Origin of the sequence: Amycolatopsis sp. NPDC051071 (assembly GCF_040682875.1) — a bacterium.
Taxonomy (GTDB): domain Bacteria; phylum Actinomycetota; class Actinomycetes; order Mycobacteriales; family Pseudonocardiaceae; genus Amycolatopsis.
The window spans coordinates 60,579-74,389 of the sequence record NZ_JBFBBY010000008.1 but is presented as its reverse complement, the minus strand read 5'-3'; the positions used below and the strand labels follow the sequence as shown (position 1 = coordinate 74,389).

The window sequence follows — 13,811 nt, the reverse complement described above, 5'->3', positions numbered from 1 at the left end:
GAAATTGCCGGTTCGCCGTCCACTGATCCGATCAATTTTCCACCCAAATCCGGACGACCTCTAGATCTTGCCGGAGGTAGTCGGGTATACATCGGATGTCTGTTCGTTGCTGTTGGAGCCGTCGATTCCTGACGGTTCGGCCGGAAAGGAAAATCCGTGCAGCTGTTGCGTCTCGGGGAGCCGGGAAGTGAGCGTCCGTTCGTACGTGCCGGGGATGGCACGCTGCGCGACCTCGCGGGACTGACCGCCGACATCGATGGCAGCTTCTTCGCGAGCGACGGTGTCGCCAGGGTCGCGGCCGCGCTCGCCGCCGGTGAGCTGCCGGAAGCCGGTCCCGGATTCGCCGAAGCCAGGGTCGGCGCGCCGATCGCCCGGCCCGGCAAGGTCGTCTGCATCGGCCTCAACTACCGGCAGCACGCCGAGGAGTCCGGCGCCGCCGTGCCGACCGAGCCGATCGTCTTCATGAAGGCCTCCGACGTCGTCGTCGGCCCGGAAGACGACGTGCTCGTGCCGCGTGGCTCGACCAAGACCGACTGGGAGGTCGAGCTCGGCATCGTCATCGGCAAGACCGCGCGCTACCTCGACAGCGTGGAAGAAGCCCTCGAGTACGTCGCCGGGTACACCGTCTCGAACGACGTGTCCGAGCGTGAGTTCCAGCTCGAACGCGGCGGCCAGTGGGACAAGGGCAAGTCGTGCGAGAACTTCAACCCGCTCGGCCCGTGGCTGGTCACCGCCGACGAGGTGCCCGACCCGCAGGACCTCGGCCTGCGGTTGTGGGTCAACGGCGAGAAGAAGCAGGACTCGTCCACCAAGGACATGATCTTCACGGTCGCCGAAATCGTGCACTACCTGAGCCGGTTCATGGTGCTGCGTCCCGGAGACCTCATCAACACCGGCACTCCGCAGGGTGTCGCGCTCGGACAGCCCGATCCCAAACCGTACCTGCGGGAGGGTGACGTCATCGAGCTTGAGATCGACGGCCTCGGTCGCCAGCGCCAGACCGTCAGGCAGGCGTGATGGCCAAGATCGTGGGCATGGAGGTGCTCGACGTCCGGTTCCCCACCTCGCGGGATCTGGACGGTTCGGACGCCATGAACCCGGACCCGGACTACTCGGCCGCGTACGTCGTGCTCCACACCGACGGTGGCCCTGACGGGTACGGGCTCGCCTTCACCATCGGACGCGGCAACGACGTCCAGGCCGCCGCCATCCGCGCGCTCGAGCCGCATGTCGTCGGCCGCGACGTCCCCACGGACGCGGCCGCACTCGGCGACCTGTCCCGGACCCTGGTCGGCGACTCGCAACTGCGCTGGCTCGGCCCGGAAAAGGGGGTCGCGCATATGGCGATCGGCGCGGTGGTCAACGCCGCGTGGGATCTCGCCGCACGCGTCGCGGGCCTGCCGGTGTGGCGGTTCGCCGCCGAGATGTCGCCCGAGGACCTGGTCTCCCTCGTCGACTTTCGCTACCTTTCCGACGCATTGACGGAGAACGAGGCCCTGGAGCTGCTGCGCGCCGCCGAACCCGGCCGCGCCGAGCGGATCGCCCGTATCGAACGTGACGGGTACCGCGCGTACAGCACGTCCCCCGGCTGGCTCGGCTACTCCGACACGAAACTCGTCCGTCTCGCCGAGCAGGCGGTCGCGGACGGCTTCGAGATGATCAAACTGAAGGTCGGCGGCAACCTGGGGGACGACGTCCGCCGGATGAAGCTCGCCCGCGAGACCGTCGGCCCGGACATCCACGTCGCCGTCGACGCGAACCAGCGCTGGGACGTCTCGGCCGCGATCACCTGGATGACCGCGCTGGCGCCGTACGACCCGTACTGGATCGAGGAGCCGACCTCGCCGGACGACGTCCTCGGGCACGCCGCGATCGCCAAGGCGCTCTCCCCGATCCGCGTGGCCACCGGCGAGCACGTCCAGAACCGCGTGGTGTTCAAGCAGCTGCTGCAGGCGGGCGCGATCTCGGTGCTGCAACTGGACGCCGCCCGGGTCGGCGGGTTCAACGAGAACCTGGCGATCCTGTTGCTGGCGGCCAAATTCGGAATCCCGGTGTGCCCGCACGCCGGCGGCGTGGGCCTGTGCGAACTCGTGCGTCACCTGTCGATGTTCGACTTCGTGGCGGTCTCCGGATCGGACGCCGACCGGTCCATCGAATGGGTCGACCACCTCCACGAGCATTTCACCGACCCGGCCGTCGTGACCGGTGGGCGGTACCTTGCCCCGTCCGCGCCGGGATTCTCCGCGCGGATGCACGACGCGACCCTGCGCCGGTTCCGGTTCCCCGACGGTCCAGAGTGGACGGAGACTGCAAGTGAGTGAATTCGAAGGCCTCGTCGCCGCCGTCACCGGTGGCGCCTCCGGGATCGGCCGGGCCACCGCCGACCTGCTCGCCTCGCGAGGGGCGACGGTCGCGGTGCTTGACCTGAAGCCGGACGACCTCCCCGCGGGCCTCACCGGATTCCGGTGCGACGTCGGCTCCGACAAGGAGGTGCGTTCGGCGATCGACGCTGTCGCCGAACGCTTCGGCAGGCTCGACATCCTGGTCAACAACGCCGGGATCGGGGCCCAAGGCGACGTCGCCGCCAACGACGACGACGAATGGCACCGCGTGCTCGACATCAACGTCGTCGGCATGGTGCGGCTGGCGCGTGCCGCGTTGCCGCAGCTGAGGAAGTCACCGTCGGCGGCGATCGTCAACACCTGCTCGATCGCCGCGTGGGCAGGCCTGCCGAACCGCGCGCTGTACTCGGCCAGCAAGGGCGCGGTGCTCTCGCTGACCCTGGCGATGGCGACCGACCACCTTGCCGACGAGATCCGCGTCAACTGCGTCTGCCCCGGCACCGCGGACACCCCGTGGGTGGGCAGGCTGCTCGACTCCGCCACCGATCCGGCGGCCGAGCGGGCCGCGCTGGCCGCCCGGCAGCCGATGGGCAGGCTGGTCACCGCGGACGAGGTCGCGAACGCCGTCGCGTACCTCGCCAGTCCGCTTTCGGCTTCGACCACCGGCACGGCACTCGCCGTGGACGGCGGGATGTACGGGCTGCGCCCGCGCGGTCCGGTGCAGAAGTAGGTCCCTACCTGGTTTCGCTGTCATCAAGGAGGATGCGGTGCGTACGAGGGTGATCAAAATGGCCGCGGCGGCCACCGCGCTCGGGCTGGCCCTGTCGGCCTGTGGTTCCACGAAGGACAACGCGCCCACCGCGAGTGGCGGCGGGGCCCAAGGCGGCAAGGTCGGTGCGACGATCCCGTTGCTGACCTCGCCGTTCTGGCAGGCCTACAACAACTATGTGCCGCTGAAGGCGAAGGAGCAGGGCGTCGACGCGCTGCCCACCGTCAACGCGGACAGCGATTCGGCGAAACAGATCACCGACATCAACACCCTGCTCAACCAGGGCGTCAAAGGGCTCGTCGTGACGCCGCTCGACTCGGCCGCGGTGGTGGCGGGGCTGAAGGCCGCGGAGAACAAGGGCGTCCCGGTGGTCGCCGTCGACGTCGCCCCGGAGAGCGGCAAGGTCGCGATGGTGGTGCGCGCGGACAACAAGGCGTACGGCACCAAGGCCTGCGAGGCGATCGGCGCGAAGGTCACGTCGGGCAAGGTCGTGCAGGTCATGGGTGACCTGGCCTCGGTCAACGGCCGCGACCGCTCCGAGGCGTTCCGGCAATGCATGAAGACGAAGTTCGGAGGCGTCCAGGTGCTGGAGGTCGCCGCCGAGTGGAAAGCGGACAAGGCCTCCTCCGGCCTGGACAGCCTGCTGACCGCCAACCCGGACATCAAGGCCGTCTACATGCAGGCGGGCGGGGTCTACCTGGCGCCGACGCAGCAGGCGCTCAAGCGCAAGAACCTGTACTTCCCGGTCGGCGACCCCAAGCATGTGGTGCTGGTCAGCAACGACGGGATCCCGCAGGAACTGGCCGCGATCCGCGCGGGCGAACTCGACGCGACCGTGTCCCAGCCCGCCGACGACTACGCCAAGTTCGGCATGTACTGGGTCAAGAAGGCGATGGCGGGAGAGACCTTCAAGGCAGGCTCGACCGACCACGGCAGCACCGTCGTCGAGGTCCGGCCCGGCATCCTGGAGGACCAGCTGCCCGCGCCCGTCGTCACCAAGGACAACGTGGACGACAAGGCCCTCTGGGGGAACAACCTGTGAGCGCGCTGCCCGCCGGCTCCGCCGCCGTACCGGTGGTCAGCGCACAGGGCGTCGGTAAACGCTACGGGCCCACCGTGGCGTTGTCCGACGTCAGCATCACCGTCCACCCCGGCGAGTCGCACGCGCTCGTCGGCCGCAACGGCGCGGGGAAGTCGACGCTGGTCTCCATCCTCACCGGGTTGTCCAAGACGGACACCGGGCGGGTCGAGTTCGGCGGCGTCCCGGCGCCACCGCTGTCCAGACAGGACGACTGGAAACGCGCGGTCGCCTGCGTCTACCAGCACGCGATGGTCGTCCCGCAGCTGACCGTCGCGGAGAACCTGTTCCTGAATCGCCAGTCCGGCAAGGGATTCGCGATCGGCTGGCAGCGGTTGCGCCGTCACGCACGGGACCTGCTCGACTCCTGGGACGTCCGTGTCGACGTCGACACCCCGGCCGGGGAGCTTTCGGTCGAAGACCGGCAGTTCGTCGAGATCGCGCGGGCGCTCTCCTACGGTGCCCGGTTCATCGTCCTCGACGAACCGACCGCGCAGCTGGACAGCCAGGCGATCGAGCGTCTCTTCGACCGGATGCGCCAGATGCAGGCGAACGGGGTGACGTTCCTGTTCATCTCGCACCACCTGCACGAGGTATACGAGGTCTGCCAGGCGGTCACTGTGCTTCGCGACGCGAAGCACATCCTGACCGGACCGGTTTCCGAAGTCGGCCGCGCCGAGTTGATCGACGCGATGACCGGGGAACAGGGCGGCCTTTCCGTCCGCGACGCGACGACTCGCGATGCCTTGGCTCCCGACGCGGACGAGGTACTGACCGTCGACGGCCTTTCCGGCGACGGCTTCCGCGACGTGACTTTCCGGGTCCACCGCGGCGAGGTGATCGGGCTCGCGGGCAGCAACGCCAGCGGCAAGCACCAGGTCGCCGAAACCGTGTACGGACTGCGCTCCCCGTCCTCAGGGACGGTACGGGTCGAAGGCGACCCGCTGAAGCCGGGCGACATCCCGGCCGCGATCCGCGCCGGAATCGGCTGCGTTCCGCGGGATCGGCACCACGAAGGCCTGGTGTTGGACCACTCGATCATGGACAACGCCACGCTGTCGATTTTGGACCGGATGGGAAAGGCCGGCATCGCCTCGCCGGGCGCCCGGTACGAGCGGGCGTCGAAGGCGCTGAAGGATTACGACATCGTCGCGGCCGACGCCGACCAGCCGGTATCCGACCTTTCCGGCGGAAACCAGCAGAAGGTCGTCCTGGCCCGTGCGCTGGCCGGTGATCCGCGGCTGGTCGTGCTGATCAACCCGACCGCGGGCGTGGACGTGAAGTCAAAGGAAGCCCTGCTCGCGGTCGTCGACCGAGTGCGGGCCGATGGCAAGGCGGTCCTGCTCGTCAGCGACGAACTGGACGACCTTCGCCTGAGCGACCGGGTACTGGTGCTGCGAGCCGGCGCCGTGGTCGCCGAACATCAGGCGGGCTGGTCCGACGGCGATCTGGTGGCCGACATCGAAGGAGTCGAGCGCGGTGACTGAAGTGATGACCGATCCGAAGGCGTCGTCGTTCGCGGCACCACCGCCGAAACGCCGGAAGTTCCGCTGGCTGCGTGAACTCGCCCTGGTGCCGGCACTCATCGTGGTGCTGATCATCGGAGGACTGATCAGTGACACGTTCCTGACCTTCGGCAGCATCGTCGGCATCCTGTCCGCCTCGGCGGCGCTGTCGATGGTGGTGCTGGGCGAATCACTCGTGCTGCTGACCGGGAAGTTCGACCTGTCACTGGAATCCACCATGGGCATGGCACCCGCGCTGGGTGCGATGCTGGTGATCCCGGTGGCGTCTTCGGGCTTCGGTACCGAGATCCCCGGGTTCGCGGGCATCCTCGCGGTGCTGGTGGCCGGTGCCGCCGTCGGCTTCGTGAACGGGTTCCTGATCGTCAAGCTGAAGTTGAACGCCTTCATCGTCACGCTGGCGATGCTCACCGTGCTGCGCGGTACGCAGATCGGGTCCACGCAGGGAAAGACGCTGTTCGACCAGTTGGACGTGTTCACCGCCATGGCGACGACCACGTTCATCGGGCTGCCGATGTCGGTGTGGCTCGCCGCCGCGTTGTTCACCGTATTCGGGCTGGGCTTGCGGTATCACCGGATCGGCCGGTCGCTGTACGCCATCGGTGGTAACCGGGAAGCCGCGCGGGCCGCGGGTATCCGGGTCGACCGCATCTCGTGGGGCGTGTTCGTCGTGGCCGGTGTGCTGGCCGCGATCGGCGGCCTCGCGTACACGGGCTACGTCGGCGCGCTCGGCGCCGATCAGGGCGACGGGCTGATCCTGCAGGTGTTCGCCGCCGCGGTGATCGGCGGTGTCTCCCTCGATGGCGGGAAGGGCACGCTGGTCGGAGCGCTCACCGGCGTACTGCTCCTGCAGACGGTCACCAACCTGCTGCAGGTGGCGCAGGTGCCGCCGGAGTGGCTGAAGGCGATCTACGGCGTGATCATCCTGGTCGCGTTGATCATTTCCCGCTATGCGGGCGGGAAAGCCCAGACTTAGTGGTTGGTTTCGGAAGTGCCTTTCGGTCGTACGTCCAGCGGGAAGCTGGGCCGTCGAGACCCCGAAGGACTTCCGAAACCGACCACTTAATACAGAAGTCCGTGGAGGGTGCTGTGTCAGGAAGCTTCGGCGGCCACGGTCGGGTCGTCGGCCGTGCCGAGGGCGTTGCGGAGCCACTGCTCGACCCCGGCCACGTGCACGGTGGCCCAGGAACGCGCCAATTCGGGTTCGCGGGCCGCGATGGCCTCGTAGATCGCCGAATGCTGCTCGCGGGTCTTCGCGACCGCACCCTCCTGCGTCAGCCCGCGCCAGATGCGGGCGCGCGCGGTGGGGCCGGAGAGGCTGTCCAGCAGGGAGCACAGCACCGGATTGCCGGAGCCGTCGGCGATCTTGCGGTGGAACTGCAGGTCGTTCGCGACCAGCGCCTCCACCGTCGGCGAGTCGGCGAGCTCGTCGAGCAGGCGGCCTAGCTCCGCGATGTCCTCGTCGCTCATGTGCATCGCGGCCATCGCCGTCGCCGCCGGTTCGAGGATCCGGCGGACGGCGAGGAAGTCGAGCACGGTGTCGTCGCGGTGGAAGTCCACCACGAACGTCATCGCGTCGAGGAGGAGATTCGGTTCGAGGCTGGTGACGTACGTGCCGTCGCCCTGGCGGACGTCGAGCACGCGGATCAGGCACAACGCCTTCACCGCTTCGCGCAGCGAACTGCGGGACAGGCCGAGCCGCTGGGCCAGTTCTGCCTCCTTCGGCAGCCTGTCGCCCGGAGCAAGCTCACCGGAGATGATCATGTCCTTGATCTTGTCGATCGCGACATCGGTGACCGGCATGTTCCACCGCCCTCCCCGAAGACCTCGGATGTTTGAGTGTTAGTTGACAGAGTGCCATGTTTCGAACTGAGGAGGCGCGGTGACCCACGGTGTCGCACTACAAAGAGTGGCACTCCACACCCGGCTGAAGCCGGGTAAAGAGGCTGAATACGAGTCGGTCCATGCCGTCATCCCAGCCGATCTCGACGAGGCGCTGCGGGCCGCGGGGGTGCGTTCGTGGCGGATCTGGCGTGACGGTCTCGACCTGTTCCACCTGGTCGAAGTCGAGGACTACGCCGGGATGCGGGCGATTCTGCGCGATCATCCGGCCAACATTCCGTGGCAGGCACGGATGTCGGAACTCCTCGACGTCGAGGACGACTACTCGGGTAACGATTCGGGCCTCGGCCTGGTTTGGGAGCTTCCGTGAAGATCTCCCTGTCCCCGCTCGGTCTCGGCTGCGCGCAGCTGGGCAACCTGTACCACGCCATCGCCGACGAAACGGCCGAAGAGACCGTCCGGCAGGCGTGGGACGAAGGGATCCGGTACTTCGACACCGCCCCGCATTACGGTCTCGGCTTGTCCGAACGGCGGCTGGGTGCGGCACTTTCGGCGTATTCCCGTGCGGACTACGTGGTGTCGACCAAGGTCGGTCGCGTGCTGGAGCCCGATCCGGACGGCGCCTCACGCACGGACGAGCAGGGTTTCGTCGTTCCCGCGGCCTACAAACGCCGCTGGGACTTCAGCCGTGACGGGATCCTCCGGTCGCTTGACGACAGTCTGGCGCGGCTCGGCTTGGACCGGGTCGACGTCGTCTATGTGCACGATCCGGACGAACACTTCGAAGACACCGTCAATGGCGCGTTCCCCGCCCTGCTCGAACTGCGGGAGCAGGGTGTCGTCGCCGCCATCGGGGCCGGGATGAACCAGGCGCCGATGCTGGCGGAGTTTGTCCGCCGGTTCGATCTCGACGTGATCCTGCTGGCGGGGCGGTACACCCTGCTGAACCAGCCCGCTCTCGACGATCTTTTGCCGTTGTGCCAGGAACGCGGGGTCGACGTCGTGGCAGGGGGTGCGTTCAACGCGGGGATCCTCGCCACGGCGTCGCCGGGCACGATGTACGACTACGCCGAGGCGCCCGCCGACCTGGTGGATCGCGCCCAGCGGATCGCCGAAGTCTGTGAGCGGCACGGCGTCGAGCTGCCACAGGCCGCGTTGGCGTTGCCCGCCGCGCATCCTTCGGTGGTCTCCGTCGTCGTCGGCGCGCACGATCCGGGGCAGGTCCGGCTCAACGCCGCACGATTCCGCCGTCCGGTGCCACGCGAGTTGTGGACGGAACTGATCCGTGAGGGACTGTTGCGGGAGGACACCGTCCTGCGACCGGAGGGACAGTCATGATCGATGCGCACCACCATCTTTGGGACCCTTCGCGACGGCAATACCCGTGGATGACGGGCACGGCGCTTGATCCGATCCGCCGTCCTTACACAGTGGACGATCTCCGCGCCGTGACCAAGGCCGCGGGTGTGAAAGGGACAGTGCTGGTGCAGACGGTTTCTTCGGAAGAAGAGACGCGAGAGTTCCTTTCATACGCTTCAGCCGAGCCCTTGGTCGCCGGTGTCGTCGGCTGGGTCGACCTCACCGCTCCCGATGTGGCTGACCGCCTTGCCGCTTTTTCCGGGCCACTGGTGGGGATCCGGCATCAGGTGGAAGACGAGCCGGACCCCGCGTGGCTCACCCGATCGGATGTTCTGCGCGGTCTCGCCGCCGTCGGTGAAGCAGGGTTGGCGTACGACTTGTTGGTGAAGCCGGCGCAGCTTCCCGCCGCCTTGGCGGCCGTTTCGGCGTTGCCTGATCAGGTTTTCGTTCTCGACCATGCGGGAAAACCGCCGATCGCTTCCGGGGAATGGCAGCCATGGGCCGAGGGAATCGCGGCTTTGGGCGCCCTGGACAACGTGTACTGCAAGCTTTCGGGCTTGGTCACCGAAGCGGACTGGGCACAGTGGAAGCTCGGGCAGCTGACTCGGTGGGCGGAGCACGTCCTGGAGTCCTTCGGGGCTTCGCGGCTGATGTTCGGCTCCGACTGGCCTGTCTGTGAATTGGCTGCCGCCTACGAGGTCGTCGTGGACACCGCGCTCTCGCTGACCGGCTCGCTGAGCGACTCGGAGCGGCTGGAGTTCTTCGATCGCACCGCGCGGCGTTCTTATCGTCTTTCTGTTGCTGTGTAAGGGATTTCTGTTTTTGTCGGTGGTTCGTTGTAGCTTCGCCGCATGACCGATTCTGGAGCCGCGGTCGTCGCGGCACTAAGAGACCTGTCCGATCCGGATCTTCTGGAGGTGATCAACGATGCTTTGAGTTCCCTGGATGACAAGGATTCCCTGCTTGTCGCCAAAGAAGTCGGAGCTTCGCTCGCAAGGTTGGAGGCCGTGCGGTACCGAGCCCTGTCGCAGTTGAGCATGCTGCGCGACGGGGCGAGGAGTGTGACACAGGAGGTGGCCCTCGGGTTGTCTCTTGTGGATGGTGCAGCGGGTTCGTTGGTGGCGACAGGGGTCGCGTTGACGTCGCGGCTGCCGAGGACGTTGTCGTTGATGGACCGCGGGTTGCTGAGCGGCTTGGGTGCGCAGAAGGTCGCTGAGGCGACGTCGTGGCTTTCCGTCGAGGATTCCCTGAAGGCCGATGTGGTGCTGGAATCGCGGCTGCCGAACAAGAACAGTATTCAGGTGCGCCGGGCCGCGAACTACGTCGCGACGAAAACCGATCCTGCCGGTGCCGTTCGCCGGACCACCGAACGCCGGAAGCGCCGTCGGCTGTCAGTCGTGCAGGGCGGCGCCGGCGTCGCGTCCATCGAAGTCGTGGATGGTCCGGCGGAAAAGATCACCGCGGCGTATCAGCGGATCAACCGGGAAGCGTGGGCGCTGCGCAAGCAGGGTGAAGCGCGGACGATGGACCAGTTGCGGGCCGACGTCGCGGTGGATCTCCTGCTCGGTGGCGAAGGCGGGGTTTCGGAGCGGACCGAGGTGTTCCTCTACATGGACCTGTTCACGTACCTGGGGTTGAACGACGATCCGGTGGAAATGGCCGGGCACGGCCACATCCCGGCCGACCTGGCCCGCCATATCGCCACCGGACCCGACACCGTCCTGCGGCGGATCATCACCGATCCGGTGGGCGGGCAGATCCAGGATCTCAGCCGGACACGATATCGCCCGGACGCGGCGACAGCCGAGTTCGTCCGGGTGCGGGATCGCGAATGCCGAAGACCGGGGTGCTCCCGCGCCGCCCAGGATTGCGAGCTGGACCACTCGATCCCGTGGCAGTTCCAAGGCGAAACCAACGTCGCCGACCTGGTCACGTATTGCAGGCGTGACCATCGGCTGAAGGACGAGCCTGGGTGGGTTTACCGGCTTGAGCCAGACGGGACCTTGAGGGTCACCACGCCCACCGGGCAGACCTACTTCAGCAAGCCGCCGCCCTTGCACGACCCGCGGGCGGAACCGCCGGCGGCCTAGGGATTGTCGCCGCCACTCCGCAGCACCACGACCCCACCGAACCCATCGGAAGGCATGACAAAGAGCCGGCACAAAGCCGGGGGGAAGAAGGTGGGCGGCGCGGGGTCTGGGCGCCTGAGAGCCGCCGATCAACGACCTACGGCAGGGGAAGAAAGATCAGAACTCGTCCTGATTGACCATCGTCCGCAGGCGGGCCAGTGCGCGGTGCTGCGTCACACGCACGTTGCCGGCGGAGATGCCCAGTGCTTCGGCGGTTTCGGCGGCGGAGAGGCCGACGGCGATGCGAAGGGCGAGGATTTCCTGCTGCACTCGCGGAAGAGTGGAGAGCAGACGGCTGAGCCGGGCGCCGAGATCCAGGTGCAGGGCGTGCGTTTCCGGCTCGTTGTCGGCGAAGGGCCGCTCCGGCAGTTCCGGTACCGGCTCCGACCGGTCGCGGGAGACCGCGCGGTAGGCGTCGGCGACCTTGTTGGCGGCGATCGCGTGCACGAGATAAAGGAACGAACCGCCGCGGTCCTGGTAACCGGGCAGTGCCTTGAGCACGGCCATGCACACTTCCTGCGCGACGTCGTCCGCCGACAGGTAGGACAGGTCGCGGCCGCCCATTCTGGCGCGGCAGTACCGCACCACGACGGGGCCGATCATCCGCAGCAGCGATTGGATCGCCGCCGGATTCCCGTCACCCGCGTCCCTGACAAGGGGATCGAGATCCTCCTTCGTCAACCGTCCGCCCGGTCGAGGCAGGTTCTCCGGAGTCGTATATCCGGGGACCGCATCGGGGGTGACGGTTCTGGACGCGTGGGAAAGTGCTTGCATGGTCGTCCTCCCCGGCCGACCCTGCGACCGTCGCTGTCGAGGGGCCAACACTCCGTAACGATTTAGGCCGGCAGATGCTCCGTAAGATCAGAATCACCTGCCGCCGTTGCGACGCAGCGTAATCGTAGGCGCCGATCGGACGGCAGTAAAGATTTCAACTAGAGATAGCCCATTAGACGGAGTCGGCTTAATACAACCGAGACTCTGCGTCAGGAAAACCGCGGTCGAGATCGCAGGACGTGCGCGGCCTCTAGCGCACTGCGATCAACGCGGCCGCCGTCGCTACGACGAGTGCCGATGTGGTGACAGCAAAGGCGGGGTTAAGAGATTTCGGGGTTTCCGTCCCGCGCAGTGCCCGTTCACGAATGGACCCGATGGCGACCAGGACGACCACCGTGGCTCCGGCGAACGCCACCGGAATGACCGCCGTTCCCCAGCCTCGCCGCGCGGCCATGTGCAGTAACAGGAGTGTGCAGGCAGTAGCCGCGAGCGCGGTCCGCCGCCAGGCGAGGCCGGTCCGTTGCGCTTGCGCTCCGTGATCGCTCACGTGCTGATCACAGTCATGAGAACACCACCAAGGCCGCGGCCGTCAGTGTGATCGCCAGAATCCCGGCGGTCAGCACCAGCAGCATTCCGCTCTTCGGCAGCGGCCGCCCCGCGCGCATCGCGGACTGCACCTGTCGCCAGCGCGGATACGCGGTCGCCGCGAGTACGGCGGCCAGTACGACGCACAATCCGGCGAGGACGGTGCTCAGCGCGGACGGGTCCGGCACCAGCTGGTGTACCGCCACGCCGCCGGCGAGCAGACCCAGCGCCGTCCTCAGCCAGGCGAGGAAGGTCCGCTCGTTGGCGAGCGTGAATCGGTAGTCGGGTTCCGCCCCGCCGTCGTGCGGTCCGTTGATCTCTGCCACGCGTCGAACACTAGGCCTTCTGGCGAGGGAAGACCCACCAGCGAAGGACCGCGAAGCGCGCGGTACCGCCGACGACGCTGGCAGCGAGCAGGGCGCCCGTCTGCTCGAGCGCGGTCGGTTCGGTGATCACCGCGTCGAGTGACGCGAGCACGATCGAGCCGTACGCCGCGTAGAAGGCGAACGTCACGAGGTCCTGGAAGTGCCGCTTGCCCGGATGACTCTTCCGGTTGGCGAAGGTGACCCGGCGGTGGAATTCGGTGTTCCCGATCGTCGTGACCGCGAGCGCGACCAGATTGGCTACCTGTGGACCCAGTGCCGGCTGTAGTACAAGGAACAGAATTGCCTGCAGGCCGGTGGCGACCACTCCGGCGACCACGTACCAAGCGGCGTGATGGCCCAATTCGTGGTGTCGCTCCGGCGCGCGCCGGATGATCCGGTGCCCTGGCGCCCACCTAGTGGTGGTCATACCGACGACGCTACTCCTTGTTTCACAAACTTGTGAAGCTCGTAAAGCTGCTGGGAACTGTGATCCCGGCGACAGGGGGCCGTTTGACCTGGGTGGACGTCGGGTAAGCCACAGTGGCCGGGCCGAGTACAGCACGGCCCGGTCAGTGCCCGGCGAGGCGGGAGAGACGACGCGATAGCGGAGCCGGAAACGTCGCCCCACGTCGGCGTAAAAATGATCTTCACTCAGACGGCACACCCTGACGGGACCCCCTAGCGTGGTCCGTCAAGTGCAAGACCGCGACGAAGGAAGGCCGAAGATGCTTACTGTCACCGAAGCCGCCGCCGAGGCGATCACCGCACTGACCGGGCAGGAAAACGGGCAAGACGGAGGCGGGCTGCGTTTCGCGATGCATTCCCAGCAGGGGGACAGTCCCCAGCTCGCGGTCTCCGTCGCTCCTGAGCCGGAAAGTGGCGACAGGGTGCTCGGTGCGGATGGCGGCCCGAAGGTGTTCCTCGAACCCGAAGCCGCCGCGCTGCTCGACGACAAGGTGCTCGACGTTCAGCAGGACGAGACCGGCGAAGTCGCCTTCGCCGTACTCCCGCAGGCTCAGCCCCAGCCCGGCAGCTGAGCCCGCAG

At 67.3% G+C, this 13,811-nt stretch carries 16 protein-coding genes; 11 read left to right on the top strand and 5 right to left on the bottom strand.

Annotated features, from left to right (window positions below; genetic code table 11):
• Nucleotides 1-156 precede the first annotated feature (156 nt).
• Genes AB0M65_RS04680 through AB0M65_RS04655 form a run of 6 tightly spaced genes read left to right on the top strand, consistent with a single transcriptional unit; the run spans nt 157 to nt 6,688 of the window.
• Nucleotides 157-1,017: a fumarylacetoacetate hydrolase family protein gene (locus AB0M65_RS04680; RefSeq protein WP_364021377.1), complete on the top strand. Its 861-nt coding sequence runs from the start codon at nt 157-159 to the stop codon at nt 1,015-1,017.
• Nucleotides 1,017-2,321, top strand: coding sequence for an enolase C-terminal domain-like protein (locus tag AB0M65_RS04675; protein ID WP_364021375.1), 1,305 nt, complete (start codon nt 1,017-1,019; stop codon nt 2,319-2,321). The genes AB0M65_RS04680 and AB0M65_RS04675 overlap by 1 nt, the downstream gene beginning before the upstream one ends.
• Nucleotides 2,314-3,072: an SDR family oxidoreductase gene (locus AB0M65_RS04670; protein ID WP_364021372.1), complete on the top strand. Its 759-nt coding sequence runs from the start codon at nt 2,314-2,316 to the stop codon at nt 3,070-3,072. Before AB0M65_RS04675 ends, AB0M65_RS04670 begins: the two co-directional genes overlap by 8 nt.
• A gap of 49 nt (nt 3,073-3,121) precedes the next feature.
• A complete protein-coding gene (locus AB0M65_RS04665) occupies nt 3,122-4,153 on the top strand; it encodes a sugar ABC transporter substrate-binding protein (protein ID WP_364021458.1) in 1,032 nt (343 codons plus the stop codon).
• Nucleotides 4,150-5,676, top strand: a complete 1,527-nt coding sequence (locus tag AB0M65_RS04660) for a sugar ABC transporter ATP-binding protein (protein ID WP_364021369.1) — start codon at nt 4,150-4,152, stop codon at nt 5,674-5,676. The genes AB0M65_RS04665 and AB0M65_RS04660 overlap by 4 nt, the downstream gene beginning before the upstream one ends.
• Nucleotides 5,669-6,688 (top strand): ABC transporter permease, encoded by a 1,020-nt coding sequence (locus AB0M65_RS04655; protein WP_364021366.1) that lies wholly within the window; start codon nt 5,669-5,671, stop codon nt 6,686-6,688. The genes AB0M65_RS04660 and AB0M65_RS04655 overlap by 8 nt, the downstream gene beginning before the upstream one ends.
• 116 nt (nt 6,689-6,804) lie before the next feature.
• Here the strand turns inward: AB0M65_RS04655 and AB0M65_RS04650 are convergent, their stop codons facing one another.
• Complete coding sequence (locus AB0M65_RS04650; RefSeq protein WP_364021363.1) at nt 6,805-7,515, bottom strand: FadR/GntR family transcriptional regulator; 711 nt, start codon at nt 7,513-7,515, stop codon at nt 6,805-6,807.
• A gap of 106 nt (nt 7,516-7,621) precedes the next feature.
• Here AB0M65_RS04650 and AB0M65_RS04645 point away from each other — a divergent pair, with 106 nt between their 5' ends.
• The 4 genes from AB0M65_RS04645 to AB0M65_RS04630 are packed head-to-tail and all read left to right on the top strand — an operon-like array spanning nt 7,622 to nt 11,003.
• Nucleotides 7,622-7,924 carry an L-rhamnose mutarotase gene (locus AB0M65_RS04645; RefSeq protein WP_364021361.1) on the top strand — a complete coding sequence of 101 codons (303 nt, stop codon included), beginning with the start codon at nt 7,622-7,624 and terminating at the stop codon, nt 7,922-7,924.
• On the top strand, nt 7,921-8,892 hold the full coding sequence (locus AB0M65_RS04640) for an aldo/keto reductase (RefSeq protein ID WP_364021358.1): 972 nt from the start codon (nt 7,921-7,923) through the stop codon (nt 8,890-8,892). Before AB0M65_RS04645 ends, AB0M65_RS04640 begins: the two co-directional genes overlap by 4 nt.
• Entirely contained in the window at nt 8,889-9,722 is an 834-nt protein-coding gene (locus AB0M65_RS04635) for an amidohydrolase family protein (RefSeq protein ID WP_364021356.1), read from the top strand. The genes AB0M65_RS04640 and AB0M65_RS04635 overlap by 4 nt, the downstream gene beginning before the upstream one ends.
• Before the next feature lie 42 nt (nt 9,723-9,764).
• Nucleotides 9,765-11,003, top strand: a complete 1,239-nt coding sequence (locus AB0M65_RS04630; RefSeq protein WP_364021353.1) for a DUF222 domain-containing protein — start codon at nt 9,765-9,767, stop codon at nt 11,001-11,003.
• A gap of 156 nt (nt 11,004-11,159) precedes the next feature.
• Here the strand turns inward: AB0M65_RS04630 and shbA are convergent, their stop codons facing one another.
• From shbA to AB0M65_RS04610, 4 genes are all read right to left on the bottom strand, one after another.
• Nucleotides 11,160-11,816 (bottom strand): RNA polymerase sigma factor ShbA, encoded by a 657-nt coding sequence (gene shbA, locus AB0M65_RS04625; protein ID WP_364021350.1) that lies wholly within the window; start codon nt 11,814-11,816, stop codon nt 11,160-11,162.
• A gap of 250 nt (nt 11,817-12,066) precedes the next feature.
• Entirely contained in the window at nt 12,067-12,363 is a 297-nt protein-coding gene (locus AB0M65_RS04620) for a hypothetical protein (RefSeq protein WP_364021347.1), read from the bottom strand.
• Between the two features lie 13 nt (nt 12,364-12,376).
• Nucleotides 12,377-12,727: a DUF202 domain-containing protein gene (locus tag AB0M65_RS04615; RefSeq protein WP_364021344.1), complete on the bottom strand. Its 351-nt coding sequence runs from the start codon at nt 12,725-12,727 to the stop codon at nt 12,377-12,379.
• A gap of 10 nt (nt 12,728-12,737) precedes the next feature.
• Complete coding sequence (locus AB0M65_RS04610) at nt 12,738-13,193, bottom strand: GtrA family protein (RefSeq protein ID WP_364021341.1); 456 nt, start codon at nt 13,191-13,193, stop codon at nt 12,738-12,740.
• A 298-nt stretch (nt 13,194-13,491) separates the two neighbouring features.
• Between AB0M65_RS04610 and AB0M65_RS04605 the strand changes: the two genes are divergently transcribed.
• The gene (locus AB0M65_RS04605) at nt 13,492-13,803 is read left to right on the top strand and encodes an iron-sulfur cluster biosynthesis protein (protein ID WP_184893960.1); all 312 of its coding nucleotides are present in this window, start codon (nt 13,492-13,494) and stop codon (nt 13,801-13,803) included.
• Nucleotides 13,804-13,811: the final 8 nt, after the last annotated feature.

What these genes read in the sequence shown, in the direction of transcription:
- shbA (WP_364021350.1), bottom strand. Translation starts at nt 11,816, where the DNA reads ATGCAAGCACTTTCCCACGCGTCCAGAACCGTCACCCCCGATGCGGTC.
- AB0M65_RS04635 (WP_364021356.1), top strand. Translation starts at nt 8,889, where the DNA reads ATGATCGATGCGCACCACCATCTTTGGGACCCTTCGCGACGGCAATAC.
- AB0M65_RS04675 (WP_364021375.1), top strand. Translation starts at nt 1,017, where the DNA reads ATGGCCAAGATCGTGGGCATGGAGGTGCTCGACGTCCGGTTCCCCACC.
- AB0M65_RS04650 (WP_364021363.1), bottom strand. Translation starts at nt 7,515, where the DNA reads ATGCCGGTCACCGATGTCGCGATCGACAAGATCAAGGACATGATCATC.
- AB0M65_RS04630 (WP_364021353.1), top strand. Translation starts at nt 9,765, where the DNA reads ATGACCGATTCTGGAGCCGCGGTCGTCGCGGCACTAAGAGACCTGTCC.
- AB0M65_RS04605 (WP_184893960.1), top strand. Translation starts at nt 13,492, where the DNA reads ATGCTTACTGTCACCGAAGCCGCCGCCGAGGCGATCACCGCACTGACC.
- AB0M65_RS04610 (WP_364021341.1), bottom strand. Translation starts at nt 13,193, where the DNA reads ATGACCACCACTAGGTGGGCGCCAGGGCACCGGATCATCCGGCGCGCG.